This is a genomic window from Candidatus Oscillochloris fontis (assembly GCF_004138135.1).
GTDB classification, from domain to species: Bacteria; Chloroflexota; Chloroflexia; order Chloroflexales; family Chloroflexaceae; genus Oscillochloris; species Oscillochloris fontis.
The window spans coordinates 12,745-33,280 of record NZ_RYFD01000017.1; the positions used below are offsets into that span (position 1 = coordinate 12,745).

General features: G+C 57.6%; 22 protein-coding genes. 8 read left to right on the top strand and 14 right to left on the bottom strand.

Features of this window, described 5'->3' with window-relative positions; translation table 11 throughout:
- Positions 1-8 precede the first annotated feature (8 nt).
- From EKD03_RS08465 to EKD03_RS08530, 14 genes are all read right to left on the bottom strand, one after another.
- Positions 9-692 (bottom strand): GvpL/GvpF family gas vesicle protein, encoded by a 684-nt coding sequence (locus EKD03_RS08465; protein ID WP_129629549.1) that lies wholly within the window; start codon positions 690-692, stop codon positions 9-11.
- A gap of 6 nt (positions 693-698) precedes the next feature.
- Positions 699-917 carry a gas vesicle protein gene (locus EKD03_RS08470; protein ID WP_129629551.1) on the bottom strand — a complete coding sequence of 73 codons (219 nt, stop codon included), beginning with the start codon at positions 915-917 and terminating at the stop codon, positions 699-701.
- Positions 910-1,731: a GvpL/GvpF family gas vesicle protein gene (locus EKD03_RS08475; protein WP_129629553.1), complete on the bottom strand. Its 822-nt coding sequence runs from the start codon at positions 1,729-1,731 to the stop codon at positions 910-912. Before EKD03_RS08475 ends, EKD03_RS08470 begins: the two co-directional genes overlap by 8 nt.
- A 10-nt stretch (positions 1,732-1,741) precedes the next feature.
- Positions 1,742-2,068: a gas vesicle protein gene (locus tag EKD03_RS08480; RefSeq protein ID WP_129629555.1), complete on the bottom strand. Its 327-nt coding sequence runs from the start codon at positions 2,066-2,068 to the stop codon at positions 1,742-1,744.
- Between the two features lie 17 nt (positions 2,069-2,085).
- On the bottom strand, positions 2,086-2,337 hold the full coding sequence (gvpO, locus tag EKD03_RS08485) for a gas vesicle protein GvpO (RefSeq protein WP_129629557.1): 252 nt from the start codon (positions 2,335-2,337) through the stop codon (positions 2,086-2,088).
- Positions 2,338-2,368: 31 nt separating this feature from the next.
- Complete coding sequence (locus tag EKD03_RS08490; RefSeq protein ID WP_129629559.1) at positions 2,369-2,614, bottom strand: gas vesicle protein GvpG; 246 nt, start codon at positions 2,612-2,614, stop codon at positions 2,369-2,371.
- Between the two features lie 4 nt (positions 2,615-2,618).
- Positions 2,619-3,386 (bottom strand): GvpL/GvpF family gas vesicle protein, encoded by a 768-nt coding sequence (locus tag EKD03_RS08495; protein WP_129629561.1) that lies wholly within the window; start codon positions 3,384-3,386, stop codon positions 2,619-2,621.
- 115 nt (positions 3,387-3,501) lie between these two features.
- On the bottom strand, positions 3,502-3,807 hold the full coding sequence (locus EKD03_RS08500; protein ID WP_129629563.1) for a hypothetical protein: 306 nt from the start codon (positions 3,805-3,807) through the stop codon (positions 3,502-3,504).
- Between the two features lie 33 nt (positions 3,808-3,840).
- Positions 3,841-4,779, bottom strand: coding sequence for a gas vesicle protein GvpN (gene gvpN / locus EKD03_RS08505; protein ID WP_238613446.1), 939 nt, complete (start codon positions 4,777-4,779; stop codon positions 3,841-3,843).
- A gap of 115 nt (positions 4,780-4,894) precedes the next feature.
- Complete coding sequence (locus tag EKD03_RS08510; protein ID WP_129629565.1) at positions 4,895-6,841, bottom strand: hypothetical protein; 1,947 nt, start codon at positions 6,839-6,841, stop codon at positions 4,895-4,897.
- Positions 6,842-6,966: 125 nt separating this feature from the next.
- The gene (gene gvpA / locus EKD03_RS08515) at positions 6,967-7,182 is read right to left on the bottom strand and encodes a gas vesicle structural protein GvpA (protein ID WP_129629567.1); all 216 of its coding nucleotides are present in this window, start codon (positions 7,180-7,182) and stop codon (positions 6,967-6,969) included.
- A 189-nt stretch (positions 7,183-7,371) separates the two neighbouring features.
- Positions 7,372-8,082: a response regulator transcription factor gene (locus EKD03_RS08520; RefSeq protein WP_129629569.1), complete on the bottom strand. Its 711-nt coding sequence runs from the start codon at positions 8,080-8,082 to the stop codon at positions 7,372-7,374.
- The gene (locus tag EKD03_RS08525) at positions 8,064-8,459 is read right to left on the bottom strand and encodes a response regulator (RefSeq protein ID WP_129629572.1); all 396 of its coding nucleotides are present in this window, start codon (positions 8,457-8,459) and stop codon (positions 8,064-8,066) included. Before EKD03_RS08525 ends, EKD03_RS08520 begins: the two co-directional genes overlap by 19 nt.
- An 8-nt stretch (positions 8,460-8,467) precedes the next feature.
- Positions 8,468-9,715 (bottom strand): ATP-binding protein, encoded by a 1,248-nt coding sequence (locus tag EKD03_RS08530; RefSeq protein WP_129629574.1) that lies wholly within the window; start codon positions 9,713-9,715, stop codon positions 8,468-8,470.
- A gap of 389 nt (positions 9,716-10,104) precedes the next feature.
- On the opposite strand from EKD03_RS08530, the gene EKD03_RS08535 reads away from it, so the two are divergent.
- The 8 genes from EKD03_RS08535 (at position 10,105) to hcp (ending at position 20,265) form a co-directional block, all read left to right on the top strand.
- A complete protein-coding gene (locus tag EKD03_RS08535; protein WP_129629576.1) occupies positions 10,105-12,246 on the top strand; it encodes a B12-binding domain-containing protein in 2,142 nt (713 codons plus the stop codon).
- 21 nt (positions 12,247-12,267) lie between these two features.
- The gene (locus EKD03_RS08540) at positions 12,268-14,355 is read left to right on the top strand and encodes a sensor histidine kinase (protein WP_129629578.1); all 2,088 of its coding nucleotides are present in this window, start codon (positions 12,268-12,270) and stop codon (positions 14,353-14,355) included.
- A 20-nt stretch (positions 14,356-14,375) separates the two neighbouring features.
- Positions 14,376-15,266, top strand: a complete 891-nt coding sequence (locus tag EKD03_RS08545) for a roadblock/LC7 domain-containing protein (protein WP_129629580.1) — start codon at positions 14,376-14,378, stop codon at positions 15,264-15,266.
- A 24-nt stretch (positions 15,267-15,290) separates the two neighbouring features.
- Complete coding sequence (locus EKD03_RS08550) at positions 15,291-15,770, top strand: roadblock/LC7 domain-containing protein (RefSeq protein ID WP_129629582.1); 480 nt, start codon at positions 15,291-15,293, stop codon at positions 15,768-15,770.
- Between the two features lie 15 nt (positions 15,771-15,785).
- Positions 15,786-16,370: a GTP-binding protein gene (locus EKD03_RS08555; protein WP_129629584.1), complete on the top strand. Its 585-nt coding sequence runs from the start codon at positions 15,786-15,788 to the stop codon at positions 16,368-16,370.
- Between the two features lie 70 nt (positions 16,371-16,440).
- Entirely contained in the window at positions 16,441-17,697 is a 1,257-nt protein-coding gene (locus EKD03_RS08560; RefSeq protein WP_161569218.1) for a biliverdin-producing heme oxygenase, read from the top strand.
- Positions 17,698-17,840: 143 nt separating this feature from the next.
- Complete coding sequence (locus EKD03_RS08565) at positions 17,841-18,488, top strand: DUF4388 domain-containing protein (protein WP_129629587.1); 648 nt, start codon at positions 17,841-17,843, stop codon at positions 18,486-18,488.
- Positions 18,489-18,594: 106 nt separating this feature from the next.
- The gene (gene hcp / locus EKD03_RS08570; RefSeq protein ID WP_129629588.1) at positions 18,595-20,265 is read left to right on the top strand and encodes a hydroxylamine reductase; all 1,671 of its coding nucleotides are present in this window, start codon (positions 18,595-18,597) and stop codon (positions 20,263-20,265) included.
- Positions 20,266-20,536: the final 271 nt, after the last annotated feature.

The window sequence follows — 20,536 nt, forward strand, 5'->3', positions numbered from 1 at the left end:
CCCAGGGATCAGGCTGGTGACACAAAGTTGTAGGCAGGCCAGGGGCCAGTACAGAGCAGGCGAATATCGGGGCGATCACGGCCAATCTCGGCCACTCCAGCCTGGAAGCGGGGCACATCCTCACGCGCCACCAGATAGGCCGCGCTCAGCACCATGCGCTCGGTGGGTAGCACCTTGCGGACACTCGCCACCGCATACTGGTCAAGGTGCGCATAGAGATCATCGGCGATCTGCTCGGCACGTAAGCGGCGCAGCGCGGCGGCCCGTTCCTCCACCATCCGCCGCTCGATATAGTCGCGGCCACTGCGCGGGCGCTCCTCAACCACGGCAGGTGGCGGCGGCAGATCAGTCCAGATCGCGCGCAGACTAAGTTCAACCCGGCCCCGCACCTGCGCTAGGCCGGCCACGAACGAGGCACGCCGTTCAGCCAGCATCGCCAATACCGCAGCCTCATCGGCCAGGAACGTCCCAAAGCGCACTGGGAGCGTCCCACCCGCCTCAGCGAGCGCCTCAACCACCGACTCGTGGCGCCAGATATGGGACGCCTCGGTCGTCACCTGTTGGGGATCAACCCGACTCACCACCGCACCAATCTCGCCATCCTGGTAGAAGAAGATCGGCTGATCGGCCAAGCCAACCCTCGGCAATGGCATCTCGCCGGGGCGATCAACAATCGCGTAGAGATAGAGCATCGTGCGTCACTCCAGACGCGGCGTAGTGGGAGGATTGAGATGAGCGCCACGCATAAGCTCGATATTATCTACCGAAGTGAGGATCACGCGCAACCCCAGATAGACCAGATCCACATCGGCCACCGAGAGCATAATATCTCCTTGGATCACCACACCCTTATCGAGAATACGATCTAGGAGATCCAGCAGAGTCAACTCCCGATCCGGGGAAAGAAAATCAGACATGATCCGACTCCTGTTGGGGCGCAGCAGCAAAGCTGTAGGCTGGCCAGGGGCCAGTCAATTCAAAGCGGAAGCTGCTATAGTGCGCCACCAGAGCCTCAACTTCGGCTAAGAACTGATCAAACGTCGCCTCATCCACCAGATAGGCACCACTAAAGATCAGTTCCATGCCATCACCAGCACTTTGTGAGACCGGGCCACCGGCGGTAGCGGACGCTTGCCCCGCGAGGCGGGCCTGACTCTCACAGACACAGATATTCGCCAACTGACGCGACTCCTGAAGAATCAGCGCATCGAGCTTCTTCTGGAGCATATAGGCGGCACCGCTCGACATCCGGTTGCGTTGCATAATCAGGTTGGCAACCTGATCGTTGTTGGTACGCACATATTCGGCCACCTGCTTGGGTTCGGCATAGATCTTGACCCCCCACTCACGCCGACCGCGTAAGCGTTCCAGGGCAGCCCGTAACATCGGGGCATTGGTGCGCAACATCGTGCGGACACCGGCCTCATCACGGAAGATCGTACCGAAGCGCAAAGGAGCAACCGGGCCAGCGATAGCAGCGAGCACCTCTTGGTGAGCGCGGACGCGGGGTTCGAGCCACGTCAGATCAGCCAGGCGTTCCTCCAACAATTCTGGGTCAAAGCGATCCACGGGCAATGGCGTCACCACCGCCCCCAGATCCCCCTCGCGCACACAGAGTACCGGCGCTCCTGGCTCAACCGCCGGGAGATCAGGAAGCGTCAACTCCTGCTCGGCAATCACGCCATAAACATAATAGACGAGCGCCGTAGACTCTTGGACGAGTGTCTCCATAACCTATCACCTAACTCCCTGTATCTGCATCAACCTCAATCGGTGGGGCCAAACGCTGCTCTAGCCGCGCCAGACGTTCACTCAACAGCTTATTCTCCTGCTCAAGGTTCTGAGCGCGAGTCGTGAGCTGCGGATCATTCTGCCACCAATTGATACCCATCTCGGCAGCCTTATCCACCGAGGCAATCAACAAACGCACCTTGATACTCAGTAACTCAACCCCCACCAGCGAAATAGAAATATCACCGGCAATCACAATCCCCTTGTCGAGCACCCGTTCGAGGATGTCGGCAAGGTTGGTTGATTGGGTTGAATGCTGAAGACCATATGATCCCATGGGTTCGTACTTCCTAACTAATCTTTGACCTGGGCACGATAGTAGCGATGGGTACGCTCATAACCCAGCATATCACCATTCGAGTCAAAACGGATCTGATAGGTTGCCAGCACATCGCTACTATTGGGAATGCGCCGCATCTCAACCATCTCCACCTCGATCATCCAACCGTCACCATCGCGTTTACACTGCGACACCGTATCAACCGGCAAGCCCGTCATCGCTGCGAGGGTATCACGGGCGATCTTGATAACTTCTACTGCATTCATAGGGACATATTCCTATCACTACCGGAAGTAATTAGCTCTGGCGTTGGCGCTCACGGGCGACACGCAAGCGCGCCAGCAGTTCCTCTTCGACCGCAAGATACTGCTCCTCGGTAATCTCACCCATATCCAGACGTAACTCAAAGTCGGCGAGCTTCTGGCGGATACGCTGCGGATTATAGAGTTCATCCTCGGCCTGCTCGGTGATCTGTTCAGCCACCCAGAGCACCCCCTCTAGCGGGGCAGTGATCGGAAAGGTCAAGATACTAAGAAGGCCCATAGAATTAGCTCCAACTAACCGTCAGATTAACGAAATTATAGGGTGGCACCGGGCCAACCGACTTAAAGAGCATCCGCGAGCCAAATTGGGCATCAAGGTCGTGGATGGCGGCATCAAAGCGGGCCTCATCCTCGCGATTGAGCAGAAAGGCCGCATTGACCACCATGCGATCTGTGAGGATAGGCTGCGTAAGTAGCGCGTGGGCCAGAGGGCGCAACGCCGCGAGAATCTGTTCGCTATCCGCATCACGGCGTTGCGCAATCGCGGCTTCAACCATCTCACCCAAGCGAATCCGCTCGTAGTAGGTACGTTCGGCAGGTTTGCCAACGATACTATCACGCAGAGCGCGGATCGCCGGTTCTTGATCGGCAATCTCGCGGAAGAACTGCTCATCGGTCCAGAAGACCTTGAGGCCCAACTCGATCCGGCCATCGAGATCATTGATCTGGGTGGTGAAATCGTCATAGCCACGCACCAGGAGTTGATCGCGGATCGTCTCGACATCGGGGGCCACAATCCCGAAGCTGATCGGCAGCACCGTATAGTGCTGCATCACCGCTTCAAGCACCCGCGTATGGGTAAGCATATTGCGGCGCGAACTCTCATACTCCTCACAGGGCGAGTCGCTCACCACCGCCGCCAAATCGCGGTAGGGGATGGTATAGACTTGTGGGCCATCCTCGTGGATACCACGTGCTGCAATCACCTGCGTCTCGGAGCAGCGAATGATCGCATAGAGATATTTTCCAGTAGGCTGATCACTATCAATCATACCATTGCTCCATCAAGCTGTTTTGTCGTACTGTTGGCAGCTTCTCCGCCAACAGTACGACAAAAAAATATCTTGGGGCGGCGAAGCCGCCCCAAACCCCATCACAAATACCAGACTAATACTCAAAAGTAAATGTAGAGAAGCCAGCAGTTGTGCCGGTTCCGGCATCGGCGTCCTTTTCCTTGGGCGCAGCAGGGCGTAGCTCACCATTCAATGCAGCCAACTGCTCTTCGACAAGATGAAGACGAGACTGAGCACGATCCAAATTGCGCTGCCAAGCGGTCACTTCCTGCTGGAGGCGGGCGCGTTCACCCTCTAGGCGGGTGCGCTCACCGGTCGGTGAAGCCTTGGTGTGCCCCGGTGGGCGGTTGCGCAGAGCCGCCCCCTCAGGGATCGAACGCATTGATGATTTACGAGCCATCTGTATTCCTTTGGCGAAGTAGGCAAATAGAAATCACACACAATGGGTCGTGATCAGTTCCATCAAGAGACGCCGATGCTGTAGGCGCAGATCCTGATCACGGCTGGCAAAGGTGCGCTTCGATTCGAGAATATCGAGGCAGACCGCGACAAAGCGCGGATCTTGGGTCGTCGGGCGCATTCCTTGAAGCGCCATAATACGCGCAATCATCATACCAGCCCGCATCGTCGGCATCTGAGTGAAGGCGCCCGTCTCCCGGTAGGCATGAATCAGGCTCACAACCCGGAGCGAGTCGTCGGGATCAATACCGGAGGCGGTGGCAACGATCATCGCCTCAGTTTCGAGATCATAAAAATCGAGATCTATCGTGATCAGGCGATCATTCAGGGCGTCCTGAGTCTCATGCACCCCAGCATACTCCTGGGGGTTACTCGTGAAGATCGCACGGAACTCTGGATGTACCCGAATATAGGATTCATCGCGGCTCGCGGTAGGCAGAACCAGCATACGCTCCTCAAGCACCGTGAGCAACACATTATTCGCCTCTGGGCGTGAGCGGGTAAACTCATCATAGATCAGGGTATACCCCTCACGACAGGCGGTTGTGAGGCGATTATCTACCCACTGCTGAACCGCATTCTCCTCGTACTTCACCACCGAGTGGATGAAGCGATCCACCACCCGTCGGTAGCGATAGCCATGCTGGCCACCGATCAGGTCTGAGGCCGAAAACTCCTCATCACCGACAATCAGCATGACCGGGCGGCCGATCTGGGCAGCAACATGGAGCGCCAGGGTTGTCTTGCCAGTCCCAGCCGGGCCACGAAAGTGGATCGGATAACCGGCTTGCAGGTAGATGACCGCACGCTCTGTCAGATCCTGGGTCGCTTGGGTGGCAACAAAACCGGCACTGGGGCGCAGAGCAATCGTAGCGCGGCTCTGCTCAGTCATAGTACGTGCTGGGGCGGTCATGGGGTTCCTCACTGATCACGACAGGCAAACAACCATTCCAATTCTCGGAAGGAGGCAAGGATGATGAACTCCACCATCCCTGCCTCCTGGTAGTTACCCGATGTAGAGATGCGATTTAATCGGACATACCGGCAAGGCTACGCGCCTGAACGATCCAATCTTCAACATTGGCCAGCCGTCCGGCATCACCAAGCGCCTTACGCAGATCCTCAGGGGTACTCAGCGCAAGTTGGATGTAGGTCGAGATCCCGGCGCGTTCTAAGCGCTGTTGGAGTGCCGGGCCAATACCGTGGATCGTGGTCAGATTATCACGGTAGGTACGGGTGAGTGGCAGATCAGCGGATTCCTCAGCCGCACGCGGCGACTTGGGGACGGTATCGCCATGCAGGGTGAGCACCGCCGCACTCATTGCCTGATAGAGTGGCAGCATCTGACGCCGAACATCCTCGATCATCAGCAAGAAGATCTCGCGCTGCGCCGGGACGGAAGGCCAGGGCACCGCCTCCAACTCATGCGTCAGCATCTCGACATCATGTTGAAGTTCGCTCACCACCTCACCATAGTGTGTGCGCTCATCAATAGTGATCTGGTCAAGATGCGCGGTTGCCTTCGCCAAAAAGGGCTGAACCTGGGTCACCAAGGCGGAGACTAAGCCATGCAGTTGCTGCTGCTGGGCATCATCATGCATCCCCTGTTCAAGCACCTTCAAGATCGCGGCACGTTTGGCCTGCACATCAGCAACAATATCCTCGTCGAGATCAGGTTGAGCCTCGGCTGGTGTAGCCTGAACCGTCTCGACGACGATAGGTTCAACCTCAGGGAGCGGCTCAGCTACCTCAGAAACAACCAGAGCGGACGCAGGTAGTGCAACTGAATCAGGCTCCGCAGGGGCGGATTCGGCTGGGGTTGGATCTGGTGCCAGCGAATTGGATGCAACCGCCGGTGCCGTTGGCTGGGGCGTGGGTGGGTAGGAGAGGATCGCGGCCATACCACGAATACGCTCCTGGCGTTGGCGATACAACTCAGCCGCCTGAGCCGCCGCCATTTCAGCGCGCTGGGCTTGCAAGGTTGCCAGGTAGCCCATCACATCCTGACGCCGAGCGTGCAACTCAGTCACCCGCTGGGACTGGGCGGCGGTGGCACTTGCGTGACGTTCACGACTGATCGTCGTGATCATTGAGGAGACATCATCATGCAACGCAGCCATCTCAGCCTCAAGCTGAGTACGCTGAGCCTGCGCCTGAGCGTCCAGATCCGCGCTATTGGTACGGCGCAACTGGGCTACATCGGCACGTAACTGGGCCACATCGGCACGCAGGGCAATCATCGTAGCCTGAAGTTCTTCACGTTTAGCTTGCGTCTGGGCGTTTAAGGTCGCCCGTTCAGTTTGCAGCATCATGCGCACATCGGCACGTAGCGCAGCCATATTGGCATGAAGTTCTGCACGCTTGGACTGAGCCTGGGCAGAAAGATCATCACTATTGCTACGGCGCATCGCCGCCACATCGGCACGCAACGCAGCCATACGCGCATCAAGCGCCTCACGCTGCGCACGCGCCATCGCCGCCACATCATCACTATTAGCTCGGCGCAAGGTTGTCACCCCATCGCGCAAGGCCATACAATCGGCATACAAAGATTCACGCTGGGCTTGGGCTTGGGTAGCCAACTCAGCGCTATTGCTCTGGCGGAGGGCCGCCACATCAGCCCGCATCCCCATCACATCGGCACGCAGCGCAGCCATATTGGCATGAAGTTCTTCACGCTTGGACTGAGCCTGCGCAACCAGTGTCTCGGTATTGGTACGGAGCATTGTCGCCACATCATCACGCAACGCGGTACGGCCAGCCTGAAGCTGATCACGTTGGGCCTGGGCCTGGGCAGCCAAATCGGCACTGACGTCGGCGAGGGTATCCGCCACCGTCGCCTGCAACTCAGCGGCCTGGCGCTCAAGAAGTTGCCGCTGTTCAGCGACAGCCTGCTGCCGGGAGGATCGGTAGGCTTCGAGTTGTTGCTCGGCAGCCTTACGCACTTCGGCGGAACGGGAACGAGAAGCTCTCACCGCACGTCTCCTTTGACGAGATAGCAGATGATCCAGAGACTACACACGAACATCTTGATGGTCTCAAGTGGCGATGTGCCAATGGAAGTGAGCGCGCAACTTCAATTGGCACACCACCGAGCGCACTAAGCGGCGGCAGAGGACGATGCGGTTAGACCGACGGCCTCAGCATACTTGAGATACGTATCTACACCGGCGATGACGATGCGGGCCTCAACCGCGAGCAGCTCGATGCCCACCAAGGACACGCGGACCCAAGCGTCAATAACGATACCTTTGTCTAGGATGCGATCCACGACTTCGGCCAGGCTGCTAGATGCGTTGACCTTCTCGACTGCCATACCAAACCTCCTCGTAAACGTATAGCGGGAACTGTTGGGTGCGCTACCCAAGGTTATTAGACCGCAAAATAGGCACCCTAGCTGTTAGGGCTGTGCAAGCGTTCTGTTAGGTTTACGTTAGGAAAAGATAAAAATGAAGACAGGGCGAGGGCATTCCAATGGCCCAAATCCTGTCTGTAGTGCCAAGATTTAGGCCACCTGTTCGGTACGCAGGATATAGCCATGGCGCGGAACGGTACAGATATGAACCGGGTGGCGCGGATCGGGTTCGATCTTCGCACGCAGATTCATCACATGCCAGCGAACCAAACCTGGCTCGGCTGTCTCAGGGGTATAATTCCAGACTTCACGCAGCAGACGTTCACTTGAGCAGACCTCGTTGGGGTGGCGCATGAGGTAGCCAAGCAGATCAAACTCGGCAGGCGTAAGTTGGACCGGAGCGCCAGCGACTTCAGCTTGGCATGTGTGCAGATCGAGAGTCAGATTGCCTGCCCGTAGCACCGCAGTACGAGAACTGAGGTGGGGATTATTGGGGCTACGGCGCAACAACACCTTAATCCGAGCCTTCAATTCACGCAGATCGAATGGCTTGGTCAGATAGTCATCGGCACCCTCTTCAAAGCCACGCAGACGATCTTCAATCGTATTACGTCCGGTAAGAAAGAGGATCGGCACATCGGCCAGATTACTGCGGGTATGCAAGGTATGGCACAACGCAAAGCCATCCATTTTAGGCATCGCCACATCAAGAACGATCAGATCGGGGCGTTGGCGCTGGGCCATGTCCAGTGCCTCATCGCCATCATGGGCCATACGCACCGTATGCCCATCATCATAGAGTGATCGCCCAACCACCCAAAGCAGATCATCCTCATCATCAACTAGCAGGATGTATGCCATACCCAAGCCTCCTGCTGTTGAGTCTCATCGGCAAACACGTGCTGGAGCATCGCTTGAACATCGGTACGCAAGAAGGGTTTGGCTAAAAACCCAACAAGCGGCACGTGGCTACGACACCAGTCCTCTTCATAATAGTAACCCGACATCATTACCATGCGGGTCTGTGGGCTGAGCGCATGGATCTGCTGGGCAAGATGAATCCCATGACTATCGGGCAAAATCGCATCAATGAAGGCTATGGTAACGTCATACTGCACGACAAAATCGAGTGCGGCAGCCCCCGAACCCACCGCAGTCACAGTCACACCATCGGCCTTCAACATACGCTCAAGCGCCCAACAGAGATCTGGTTCATCATCAATGATGAGAATATGCATAATCCCTCTTAATCGCTCACCGGTAGTCGAATGACAAAGGTAGCACCTTTGTCTGGCTCGCTTACAACCTCAAGTGTGCCCTGATGCTGCTGAATAATGCTATAACTGATCGAAAGACCAAGCCCTGTTCCCTTACCAACGGTTCGTGTCGTAAAGAAGGGGTCAAAGATCTTAGCGGCATGTTCTTTGGTAATGCCATGGCCAGTATCGCAAAAGCGCAGTTCGACATGATCTCCGCTCAAGCGCGTAGTAACCGTCAGTTGCCCACCTTGGGGCATCGCGTTACAAGCATTCAGGATGAGATTGGTAAAGACCTGCTGAAGCAGTTCTGGATTGCCATAGAGACGTGGAACATCCGGTGAAAAGTCACGTCTCAAAGTCACCTGTGAGACCAGCATTTGGTGACTCAACAGATTAAACGTATCTTCGAGCGTGGCATGGATATTGAGTGGACGGAATCGTTCTTGGGGTGGATGGGAAAATTTGAGCAATTGTTCAATAATTAATGAGGCGCGTTGGGCCGACGTGACAATTTTTTGGACACACTGTTGGCGTAGGTCGGGGTCATCAGGATGATCTTCGAGCAACTGGGCACTCGCGGCGATGATCGCCAACGGATTACGGATCTCGTGGGCGATCCCACCCGCCATCACGCCCAACGAGGCAATCTTCGCCGACTGGGCTAGTTGGGCCTCCAAGCGACGGCGCTCGATATCATCCTCCATGAGTAAGAGTGCCGCCGTCTGACGCTCAGCGATCAGTGAGACAAACCAGAGGTCGTCGCAGGTAAAATCGTGCTGGATAGCTGCGGTACGAGCGAGGTAGAGCACCCCATGCACCTGATCACCGATTACCATCGGCACACAGAGCACCGAACGCAACGCATGTTGTTCGATCTCGGCAACAAGCGACGCAGGTAAGTCGGGATTGTGCGGGAATAGGATCGGACGACACTGCTGGGCAACCCAGCCAGCGACACCCGCCCCGACATGGATTGTCGGCGACAGTGGGGTTGGTGGAGGAACGCCCAGTTCTGCGGACACAGACAGCATGCTGCGTTCAGGATCATACTGCATGAACGCAGCATAATCAGCCTGAGTCGCCTCAGTGAGCACCTTTAGAAGATCGAGATCCAAGGTTGCGGGGTTACGGTGGGAGAAGAAAAAATGTTGCCAGCAATGGAAGAGCGACTCCAAGGTTGGGTGCCATGTGCGCTCGACAAGTGGTGGTGATATGGGTAGATTCTGGCTTGTCATCGCTGACTCTCTACGATAGGCGGCAGCGAGATTGGCGCGTCTCGGTGCCACAAATAGTACCGATCAACATAGCATATAACCGGCCCTAACGCAACCCTAACGGAAGTCTTGCGTAGCACTAACACCGATAATGACAATCTTCGTGTGTAATAGAAAGCAGCAATAATACCCTCTGGGATCAGTACCTCGTTCCCAAGAGTCCGCTGTGATCAGCGAACCCAACGACTACGTCCCCGATCAGTGCCGCCACAGTTCGTGCCTGACGGAACCCAGCCCAGAGCGAATCACACGATAGATCTGGTGTAGGGGCATCCAGTAGGGATGGTACGATCCCCCGCTTCATCATACAATGCGTCAAGTGCAGGTAGTGAGTGCCTGAGGAGATGGCAATGACCCAACCGACAAACGCCGTCACACCGCGAAGCGCCGTAGGCCCTTCTCTCGCCAAGCTGGTAAGCCACATCCCCGCCGAACAGCATTGGCGTCGTCAGGCTGATGAGCTGATCGTCATTGGTCGGCAGATGGAATTGATGGCACAAGAGCAGGGTCGCAGTGCACAGGTCATGCTGGGGACGCTGCGCTTCTCGCTCTTTCGGATGCACCAGGGACGGATCGCGCAGTTAGCTCCGTATTGCCAAAGTGTGACGGTCTATGGCGAGGCGGATGTGGCACCACCGGACATCCCTGGAGTGACATTCGTTTCGGTACCACCGGGCGCACCAATGAGCCAGGAGTGGTTCTTGGTCGTAGATAGCCCAGGGTTCTGGGGGGCGCTGATCGCGCATGCGAGCCAGGATCGGGCAGATGGAGGAGCGCGGCGGTATCTGTTCGATGGCGTACTAACGACTGATGAGCGCGTGGTAAGCCGGGCCAGCCTGCTCTTGAGCCTCGCGAGCGGGAAGGGTGCCACCGTCACCGCCGAGCGTGACGCGATGGCGAACCAGGCGCGCTGGGGACACTTGTCCTACAGCCTCGTGACCCACCCGGAGGCGCATCGGCTCGAGCTGCTGGGCTGTCTGATTGACATGCCCGACATCCACGCGCTGCTCTCGATTCCTTCGTTTGGCCTCGACACGATGGGGCCAGAGGCGATGAAGGTGTTGCGACGCTACTGCGGAACCTTGGGCGAGGTTCTCTACCGTGCGGAGGGCACCACGCTGGTTCCGGTTGCCTGGGGGAATGCCCAGCGCCCCCCAAACCAGCCGATCAATACGGGTGCCGCTGGTCAAGCATTTACCAAAGGTAGCCTGATCCTGAATCGGCTCCAGCCAAGTGATCCTGAGCAGGCGCTCTTCAACAATGCCAACTCCATGTCGGCGATTCCGCTCTTTGTGAGTGGTTCACCGTGGGGGGTATTGTTGGTCGGTCAGCCTGAATATGATCCAGAGAAGTCGCTGACCACCACCGCAACGGTAGGGATTGCGGCCATGCTGGAGCAGGTGATCGAGGCAAACCCATCAGCCGCGATAGCACCAGCATCAGCGGCGGCACCGGCCTACACGCCGCCTGCGGCACCGGCCTACACGCCACCGGCGGCACCGGCCTATACGCCACCGGCGGCACCAGCCTACACGCCGCCTGCGGCTCCGGCCTACACACCACCGGCGGCTCCGGCCTACACGCAGCCCAGCCAACCGAGCTTCCCCAGCCAGCCGGCGAGTGGGGTCTTCCCGACCAGCCCAGCGACACCAGGAAGCCCAGCGGCTCCGCCCATGCCGATTATGCCATCGGCACCCACCTTGCCGCCCCGTCCATCAATTCTGGCACCGCAGCACAACCAGTCCACAACCTTCGGGCTACCGACATGGATGAAGGCACCTGGCCGCAGTGGGCCGGGGGGCACAGGCCCGGCAGCCGCACCACCCGCCGAGGGGCCGAGTGTGCGCAGTTGGCCAGTATTGCGCCAGCGCCTCTTTAGTGCCTTGGTCGCCTACGACCAGCAGGCAGCCGAACAGGTCTGGAGTGAGGCGGTTGGGATCTACTCACCAGAGCAGATCTGTAATGAGTTGCTCACACCGGTGCAGGTTGAGATCGGGAACGGCTGGCACCGTGGCGAAGTCAGTGTAGCCTCCGAGCACTTTAGTAGCCGCTTCGTGCAGAGCAAGTTGCTCAGTCTCTTCAACACATCAACCGATCACATCAATGGGCCAACCGCAATTGTGGCATGTGCCCAGGGAGAGTTGCACGAGATCGGGGCGATCATGATCAGCCTCTTCCTGCGTTGGGGCGGATTCCATGTGATCTACCTGGGGCAGAATGTGCCCAACTCGACCATCGAAGAGATGGTCGCCCAACTCAACCCACAGGTCTTGGCGCTCTCGGCAGCCACAGTTGCCGCCGCCAATGGCCTGATCGCCGCCAGCCAGATCATCGCCCAACTGCCAGCCCCGCGACCGTTCTTCATGTATGGCGGCTTCGCCTTCTGGGATCGTGACGATCTGCGCAATCGGGTACAGAATGGCTTCTACTTCCAGGGCGATATACGCCAAATCGCCCGCATTGTCGCTGAACAGATGAACCAGAACGCCTGATCGCAGCCGATGGAGTAACTCATGTCCAGCGCTGAAAACTTCTCCCTGCCTGCGCTGCTGGGATTGGGTCCAAAAGGCTGTCTGCTCGAATTGGATCAGGTGCGTGATCTTGCCGTGATGCTCATGCGCAGCCGCCCGCCAGATATGCGGGCGGGCTGCTTCATTGGCGGAAGACTATCGGTTGGGAAGCATACACCTACCGACGCCATCGTACTAGCGGAAGGTTTCGGGAGTGCGCCATTTCTGGTGATTGCAGGTCAGCAGGGTGCCAGTGCCCTGCTGACCTGGGCTGAATCGGGGCACTACCGCACCCAGATCATCACCGACCCGGAGTATGTTGATCGTGCGGCGCTGGTGCTGGCACAGCTCAGTGACCACGAATATTCGATGCGTGATCTGGTCGAAGCCGAGGTACAGCGAGCCTATGTCGCACGCCTCGCCGCGACATTGATCGGAGAACTCCAACTCACTGAAACGGATCGCCATGCGCTCATGCCGAATGAGAGTCGCTGGCTCCATTTGGCCGTGGCAATGGCTAATCGCAGTGGGGCAGAGGCACTGCTGAGTATCCAAGAGGTGCGCCAACTCTTTCAGGAGATGGGAATCCAACGCGCAATACTGGGGCATCTTGACGGAGATCAGCATCAGTTCATACCGTTAGCGAGCGAAGGAGGGCCGATTCCGGCTCCATGCACGGTTCAAACCCCCGGTATGATCGCCAATGTCATTCATCGGGGGCGCGTAGGAACCGCGACCTCAGCACCCCACAGTGGGTTGCAGGGGATCGCCAGTTGGATGGGCAACAACGTTCTGACGGCAGTCCCGTTGCTGCGCAATGAGCGCGTAGGGGGATTGTTGCTGGTTGCCAGCCCGCGCCCGATACCGACACCAGGTCAGGCGCTCCTGAGTGGGATCGCAAGCCTCATCGCGCTCAATATGAGCGAGATAGCCAGCAGCACAGCCAGCCGCAGCAATGAGAACGGGAGTAAGACGGCACGAACACTGGCAACGGCAACCGCCAACCGTTCGACAAGCACCCGTGATGGCAGCCATATTGTCCGTGAACTGGGTTCGTTACTTACCCACCTTGATGACGCGATCATGCTGGTGGATGGGCGTGGTCAAGTGACCGACTATACCCCGGCGATGGCGGAACTGTTAGGGATTGATCACAACACCAAAGGGCAGCCGCTGATCGCTAGTGGCGCCGCGTGTCTCTCATCGCTCTTAGCCGAAGCGTTGATGGAGGATGCGGTCGAGGCACAGGAGATCGAACTACCGAATGGGAGACAAGCCAGCGCTTCGGTGATTGGCTTTTCGCAAGGGTTATGGGCGTTTGTGTTACGCCCACAGAGCAAAGCGGAGCGACCAGAGCCTGTGGTGGTGGCAGCACCAGCAGCAGCTATCGTTCCAGAGAGTGAGCGTAACGAGAGCTTTTTGGCAAACTTCTCAAATATTATTCGGGTACCGTTGCGCGAGTTACGCGAATTGATCACGCGAGTACCCGCAGCCGGTGAACTAAACGAACAACAATCGCGGCTGATTGGCCAAGTGGTACGCCTGAACAGTGAACTGACCATGTTGGTCAACGATCTGCTCTCACTTGGGCAAATTCGGCTCCAGACCGGCGATAACCGGGTGATGTTGCGGCTCGATTTACTGATTGAGGCTGCGGTAGGCACCCAATATGCCGAGTTTGGACGGCGCGGCCAAGAGGTTGAGACCGATATTCAAGCCAAGCTCCCCAGAGTGTATGGTTCGGAGGAGGGTCTGGGCCGGGCCATCTCAGCACTGATTGACAATGCGATCAAATATAGCCCATCAGGTGCTCATATTCGTGTTTCAGCGAAGCAAGAGGGCAAGATGGTTATCGTTCAAATTAAAGACAGCGGCCCCGGTTTGCGGCCCGACGAGCTGGCCCAAATCTTTGATCCATTTTACCGGGCTGCAACCACCGAGCATATGGGAGTTTCAGGCCGTGGCCTCGGACTCACGATCGCCAAGGCGGTTATTGAGCAACACGATGGAAGCATCTGGGCCGAGGGTGAACCCGAACAGGGCTGTACCTTCACCTTCCAGTTACCAACTATCGAGAGCAGCACGGGCTGAGCGCCGTAAGGTTGAGCGTTATGCGCTACAGCATTCTGATGTTTGAAACCGATACTGCCCATAGCAGCGCCTGGTCTGAGGCGCTGCTGCGTATTGCCAGCCAACAGGGAGTCACGATCACGGTGACCGTGGCGCGGACGGTACCTGTGGCCCAGTTCCATGCTGGGCGACGCCAGTTCCATTTACTGGTTGCCCCGCTCTCAGATGAATCACTCAACTTGGTGACACGGTTGCGCACGCGGAGTACGCATCTGCGGGCGCTCTTCTTCCACCCAGCCGAGACCCCGGAGCAATTGCTTCAGGATGTCCGGTGGCGCGGCTACACCCTGGCGGTCGTCCCAGAGAGTTCTGATGCGTTCGTGTTCGCAGTCAGCAAGGCACTCGGCTTGCACTTGATTGATGACCCTGAGCACCAGGGCCGACCCGCCGCCACGATAAGCGATGTCCAGGTCTTGTTGGATGTCTTGCGCTGGCAGACCAAAGCCCAGTTGGTGCTGTATACCGACTATATCGGCAACCTGATCACCCAACGCGGCGACCCGTCGAAGTTGGAGTTAGATGCGGTATCGTCGTTGATCGCAGGCAGTTTTGGAAATTCATTTGAACTCGGACGGGCGCTGCATGATCCGAATACACGCCATCTGAGTGTGCTTGAGGGTGAGCATTTTGATCTCTATGCCACCAATGCCGGAAATTATCGCCTACTGGCACTCATCTTTGACAAAGAGTTTGTCAGCCCAAAACTTGGCTATGTTTGGTTACAATTGAAGCGCAGTGCTGATCAGCTTAGTCATATGCGCATCGTTGAAGGTAATGTCGGTGACGTGATCGCGGCTGAATTGACGGAGTCACTCAACAATGAGTTTGATCGCATATTCGGTAGTGATCTCATTGACACTCGTAAGTCCTAACGAGAGTCTCTCTAGGAGGACGTAATGGCACGTTCGCAGCTTGTTCTCTCCGCCGCACAACTCCAGGAGCTACGTCAGCTCTTGGCGCAATTTGGACAGCAGGCTGATGTGCGCTTCGCCTTCCTGGGCGATCTGAGCGGTCTGGATATTGTGAGTTGGGATGCCGAGAATGAGACCGATGTGGGGAGTGTCGCAGCACTCGCCGCCGGTGATATGATGGCAACCCTAGAGGTAGGACGTTTGCTGGGAGGCAAGCGGGCCTGCAACCTGATCGTACAGGAGCATGAAGACCAGACTATTCTGATCTCGCGGGTTGGTGAGGCCCTCATTCTACTTGTCTCGACCTCGCGGGATGTACCGCTAGGCTGGTCGCGCTTAGCGATTAAACGGGCCAATGATCGCATCCTCGCAATCGTGGGGAGTGCGGCAATGGTACCACCTCCCGACGCGATCTCCGAAGATTTCGAGCGCTCGTTTGCCGCGCAGCTCGACAACATCTGGTAAAACTGCGAGGCTGCCATGTTTATCAACTGGGCTATTGGCGAACTCAATCTCAAGATCGTCTACTACGGTGCCGCGTTGAGTGGCAAGACGACCAATCTTCAGTATATTCACGCACGAACCCCAGCCAATTTGCGGGGGCGGCTGATCTCACTCAAGACTCAACAGGAGCGCACGCTGCTCTTCGATTTTCTTCAACTTGAGATGGGGAAGGTGAATAACCTCAAACCCAAATTTAAGCTCTACACCGTACCGGGTCAGGTCTATTATGCAGCCAGTCGTCGGCTGATTCTGCAAGGGACTGATGGGATCGTCTTTGTGGTTGACTCGCAGGCCGGGCGCTTGGCCGAAAACCAGGAGTCTTGGTTCACCATGGAGCAGCACCTGATTGAACTGGGGTACGATATTAACACCTTCCCGATCATTGTGCAGCTCAACAAGCGCGACATGCCGCATGTGATGTCGGCAGCGGAGTTGCGACGCCAACTTGACGTGCTGAATCGGCCTTGTTTTGAGGCATCGGCACTGCGGGGGAGTGGGGTATTCGATACGCTCAAAGCAGCCATGAACGCGGTGGTAGCCCAGGTACGACGCACGATCTAGATCCGATGGGTTATCTATACGATAGTCTTGGGGCCACATGCCCCTAGAGAGATACCGGGAGAGGTGCCCTATGCAACAGGCGACCCCGATCATCGAGAGCCTTCAAGCCTCTAGTTACGACCAGAATGTGCGGATTGGTGAGTTGACCTTCTTTACAACTGAGAAGGTTGACCCAGTAAGCTACGCCGCCCTACTGCGTGGTCTGACGGTTGTCTACGATAGCTTCGAGTATGCGATTGCCCAATCGGGCGATCCGGTGGTACAAGCGCTGTGGGCAGCCGATCTGCGCAAGCAGGCGATGATCCGCCATGACATGTCGTTTGTGGCCATGCATGCGCGTGAGATTCCGGCACTTGAGTTGAGTGCGGAGGTACTGGCCGAGCATATTCGGATGCGTTCGCTCCAGATGCCGCGCTCGCTGCTCGGAACCGCCTATGCGCTGGCCACATGGTACATGGGTGGCGACGCCTTTGCGACAAAGGTGGGTTGGTCGGTGCAACTACGCGAAGGCGCTGGGCTGAGTTTTTTCAACAGTTTTAATGCGTGGGGGCAGACCCGTTGGCCACAGTTCGCCGCTCAGATGGATGCGCTCCAGTTTACGCCTGAGGTACGTCAGCAGGTGCTTGAAGCGGCCTACGAGACGCTCGATGGCATTGAGCAGATGATCGGCCAGATCTACCCGATCAATGACAACCCGATCAGTGAGTTGGTCATGCTGATCAATCCGTTGGGCGGGAATCACCCAATCACCAACGATATGGAAGAGATCAAGGCGGTCTTCCGCTCGCATCGGCGGATTGATAAGCTCTTCCCATTTATGGAGTTGCGTTACGGACTCAAGGGGCGGCGTTTCTCGTGGAGTGATGGCTGCTGGATTGCGTCGTTGCTTGATGAGGGGCAGGAGAGTATCAACCAACAGGTACGCTGGCTGACGCGGCTGATGGCACGGCGTGGGATGCCACAGTGGTTCATGGAATGCCACTTGATCCTTATGACCGAAGATCTGACCCAGGCCCGGCCATACAATCAGGAGCGCTACCTGAAACTCTCCGAGACAGCGCGGGTCTTAGCCGAAGAGCGGCGGGCGAGTATTAACGATGCCAATCTGGTTGCGCTCGATAATGCCTTCTATGCCCGTGTGGGCCAGGAGTGGCGCACCGTCATGCCCAACTGTGGTGGGCTGATCGCTTCAGCCGTCGCCGATGACCGGAACGGTGTCCCACATGCGCTTGAGGCATTTATGAGTTGGATGACTGACTCCACACGTTTCCCTGAGGTCTGGATCAATGCCGCCCACGAGACGATTGAGATGGCGCGACGGCTGTAGAAGCGAGAGCACGTATTAGGGAGCAGGGGCAGGGCACTCAATCTGGATCTGCGCAGATCATCGTGTCACCTGCACACCCTACTACGTAGACACATAACGAGATCCAGATTGCCAGACCCATGTAGCAGTAGAAGGGGAGCAGGATGTTTCTCCAAGGCAGCTTTGCACTTATCAGCCCAGCCGCGCTGATCCAGACGCTTTGTCAGGAGCAGCGGACGGTGACCATTACGGCGAGCCGTGGCAATGGTACCGCCCGGATCTGGATCATTGAAGGTCTGGTGGTGGGTGCCCGCTGTAACGAGCATACCGACGAGGAGGCGATCTTCCGGGTGGCCCAATGGGCCGACGGCATGTTCACCGTCTCTGGGGGCGCCGAGGAGGCACCAATGACGATGGAGGCCGAAGCCGAGACTCTCTTGCTCGAAGCAGCACGCCGCCGCGACGAGGGGGAGTTGGCACCGCCGCCGCATGCTCCCGCTGATCTGCGGCTCGACCAGATTCTCGCCGATTGTCCAGCACTCTCCGGGGGGGCGCTGGTACGTTCGGATGGGGCTTCGATTATGTCGGGGATGCCGGTCTCGGCACCGTTAGTTGCGACAAGCCTCGCGGTGATTGGGGTCGCGTTGGGGAATACGTCGGGGATGGCAGCCTATATCGGGCCGGGTCAACGGTTGTTGCTCACCCGGAGTGCAGCGGGCCACATCCTGTTGGCGGCGGTGCGCCCCGGCGAGGGGCTGGGCGAGGCGGGTGCGCAGCTTGAGCGGATTATTGGGACAGCGTTGCCGGTATAGGGGCGCAGTGCGCCCTTCCTCTTTGCTCTAGCGCAACGATCTCTCCTTTTGATCGCGCTATCCTGAATTCAGAGTAGACCATATTCTGAAGGGGAGTAGCGCGATCATGTTTTGTTACCAGTGCCAAGAGACGACGAAGAATACCGGATGCCTCGTGCGCGGAACCTGCGGGAAGGATGAGCGAGTCGCTCATCTGCAAGATTACCTGCTCTATGCCCTCAAGGGGCTTGCCGCCGTTGCGGTGCACGGCCAAGCGAGTGGTGTTACCGATCCCGCAACCGACCTCTTTATGGCCCAGGCGCTCTTCGCCACGCTCACCAATGTCAATTTTGATGCTGAGCGCATCTACCAACTGACCAGAGAGACTTTTGTCCGCCGCGAGGCGCTGCGTAGCTGGGTTCATACCGCTCGCCACGCCGCTGGCCTTGAGTGTAAGAATCCGCTGCCCGCCGCCGCCGCCCAGCCCGCCGATGGCGACATCGAAGCCTATGTGGCGCTCGGTGCGCAAGTCTCCTCCACGCTCAATCAGCACTCCGACCCCGATATTCAGTCTATGCGCGAGCTGCTCACCTATGGGCTGAAGGGCTTGGCCGCCTACTGCGATCATGCCTATGTGCTCGATCATGGCGATCCTAACCTGCTCGCCTTCGTACACCAGGGTTTGGCCGCTACGCTCAATGATGATTTGGGGTTGAATGATCTCATTCAGCTCTCCATGCGCTGTGGTGAATTGGGCGTGCAAGCGATGGCGCTGCTCGATGCGGCCAACACCGGGCGTTTTGGCGACCCCGAACCAACCAGTGTGAACCTCGGAGTGCGTGCGGGTGCGCCGGGCATCCTCGTCAGTGGCCACGATCTGCTCGACCTCCACGATCTGCTGCGCCAGACCGAGGGCAGCGGCGTGCTGGTCTATACCCACGGTGAGATGTTGCCGGCCCACGCCTACCCGGTACTCAAGGCGTTCCCACACTTGGCTGGAAACTATGGCGGTGCTTGGTGGGATCAGCAGCGCGATTTCGCCGCCTTCAATGGGCCAATTCTGATGACCACCAACTGTATCCAGACACCCCGCGACAGCTATCGTGAGCGCATCTTCACCACCGGGATGGTCGGTTTTAGTGGTCTCGCGCACATTGCGGAGCGTGCGCCGGGTGGCCAGAAGGACTTCAGCCCGCTAATCGAGATGGCGCTCGAATCGCAGCCCCCGTTGGAGTTGGAGACCGGCAGCATTATGGTCGGTTTTGCGCGCAAGGCGGTGCTCGACAACGCAGGCGCGGTACTGGAAGCGGTGCAGAGCGGGGCGATCAAGCGCTTCGTGGTGATGGCCGGGTGTGACGGGCGGCAGAAGGAGCGCGAGTACTACACCGAAGTTGCCGAGCAGTTGCCCAACGATACGATTATTCTGACCGCTGGCTGTGCTAAGTATCGCTACAACAAGCTCAACCTCGGCAGCATCGGGGGCTTCCCGCGTGTTCTCGACGCTGGCCAGTGCAACGACTCCTACTCACTCGTGGTGGTCGCCCAGGCGTTGGCTAACGCGGTGGGTGCCAAGCACATCAACGAACTGCCGATCTCGTATGACATCGCCTGGTACGAGCAGAAGGCCGTGCTCGTGCTGCTCTCACTGCTGCACCTCGGTGTGAAGGGCATTCGGCTCGGCCCAACCCTACCCGCATTTCTCTCGCCGAACGTCGCGGCGTTCCTGGTCGAGAACTTCGCGATCAAGGGCATCGGCAGCGCGGAAGAGGATGTCGCCGCGATGATGGCGGGGGCGTAGCGGGTTGTTTATCCGCAGATTGCGCAGATTATTTTTTGTTTTATCCTAAGAAATCTGCGTCATCTGCGTCATCTGCGGACACTCTACCGGGGTGTAGCGGGTTGTTTATCCGCAGATTGCGCAGATTGCGCAGATTATTTTTTGTTTTATCCTAAGAAATCTGCGTCATCTGCGTCATCTGCGGACACTCTACCGGGGTGTAGCGGGTTGTTTATCCGCAGATTGCGCAGATTGCGCAGATTATTTTTTTGTTTTATCCTAAGAAATCTGC

Bases quoted from the DNA above. Each gene is read 5' to 3' on its own strand.
- EKD03_RS08465 (WP_129629549.1), bottom strand. From the start codon at position 692: ATGCTCTATCTCTACGCGATTGTTGATCGCCCCGGCGAGATGCCATTG.
- EKD03_RS08470 (WP_129629551.1), bottom strand. From the start codon at position 917: ATGTCTGATTTTCTTTCCCCGGATCGGGAGTTGACTCTGCTGGATCTC.
- EKD03_RS08475 (WP_129629553.1), bottom strand. From the start codon at position 1,731: ATGGAGACACTCGTCCAAGAGTCTACGGCGCTCGTCTATTATGTTTAT.
- EKD03_RS08480 (WP_129629555.1), bottom strand. From the start codon at position 2,068: ATGGGATCATATGGTCTTCAGCATTCAACCCAATCAACCAACCTTGCC.
- gvpO (WP_129629557.1), bottom strand. From the start codon at position 2,337: ATGAATGCAGTAGAAGTTATCAAGATCGCCCGTGATACCCTCGCAGCG.
- EKD03_RS08490 (WP_129629559.1), bottom strand. From the start codon at position 2,614: ATGGGCCTTCTTAGTATCTTGACCTTTCCGATCACTGCCCCGCTAGAG.
- EKD03_RS08495 (WP_129629561.1), bottom strand. From the start codon at position 3,386: ATGATTGATAGTGATCAGCCTACTGGAAAATATCTCTATGCGATCATT.
- EKD03_RS08500 (WP_129629563.1), bottom strand. From the start codon at position 3,807: ATGGCTCGTAAATCATCAATGCGTTCGATCCCTGAGGGGGCGGCTCTG.
- gvpN (WP_238613446.1), bottom strand. From the start codon at position 4,779: ATGACCGCCCCAGCACGTACTATGACTGAGCAGAGCCGCGCTACGATT.
- gvpA (WP_129629567.1), bottom strand. From the start codon at position 7,182: ATGGCAGTCGAGAAGGTCAACGCATCTAGCAGCCTGGCCGAAGTCGTG.
- EKD03_RS08520 (WP_129629569.1), bottom strand. From the start codon at position 8,082: ATGGCATACATCCTGCTAGTTGATGATGAGGATGATCTGCTTTGGGTG.
- EKD03_RS08525 (WP_129629572.1), bottom strand. From the start codon at position 8,459: ATGCATATTCTCATCATTGATGATGAACCAGATCTCTGTTGGGCGCTT.
- EKD03_RS08530 (WP_129629574.1), bottom strand. From the start codon at position 9,715: ATGACAAGCCAGAATCTACCCATATCACCACCACTTGTCGAGCGCACA.
- EKD03_RS08535 (WP_129629576.1), top strand. From the start codon at position 10,105: ATGACCCAACCGACAAACGCCGTCACACCGCGAAGCGCCGTAGGCCCT.
- EKD03_RS08540 (WP_129629578.1), top strand. From the start codon at position 12,268: ATGTCCAGCGCTGAAAACTTCTCCCTGCCTGCGCTGCTGGGATTGGGT.
- EKD03_RS08545 (WP_129629580.1), top strand. From the start codon at position 14,376: ATGCGCTACAGCATTCTGATGTTTGAAACCGATACTGCCCATAGCAGC.
- EKD03_RS08550 (WP_129629582.1), top strand. From the start codon at position 15,291: ATGGCACGTTCGCAGCTTGTTCTCTCCGCCGCACAACTCCAGGAGCTA.
- EKD03_RS08555 (WP_129629584.1), top strand. From the start codon at position 15,786: ATGTTTATCAACTGGGCTATTGGCGAACTCAATCTCAAGATCGTCTAC.
- EKD03_RS08560 (WP_161569218.1), top strand. From the start codon at position 16,441: ATGCAACAGGCGACCCCGATCATCGAGAGCCTTCAAGCCTCTAGTTAC.
- EKD03_RS08565 (WP_129629587.1), top strand. From the start codon at position 17,841: ATGTTTCTCCAAGGCAGCTTTGCACTTATCAGCCCAGCCGCGCTGATC.
- hcp (WP_129629588.1), top strand. From the start codon at position 18,595: ATGTTTTGTTACCAGTGCCAAGAGACGACGAAGAATACCGGATGCCTC.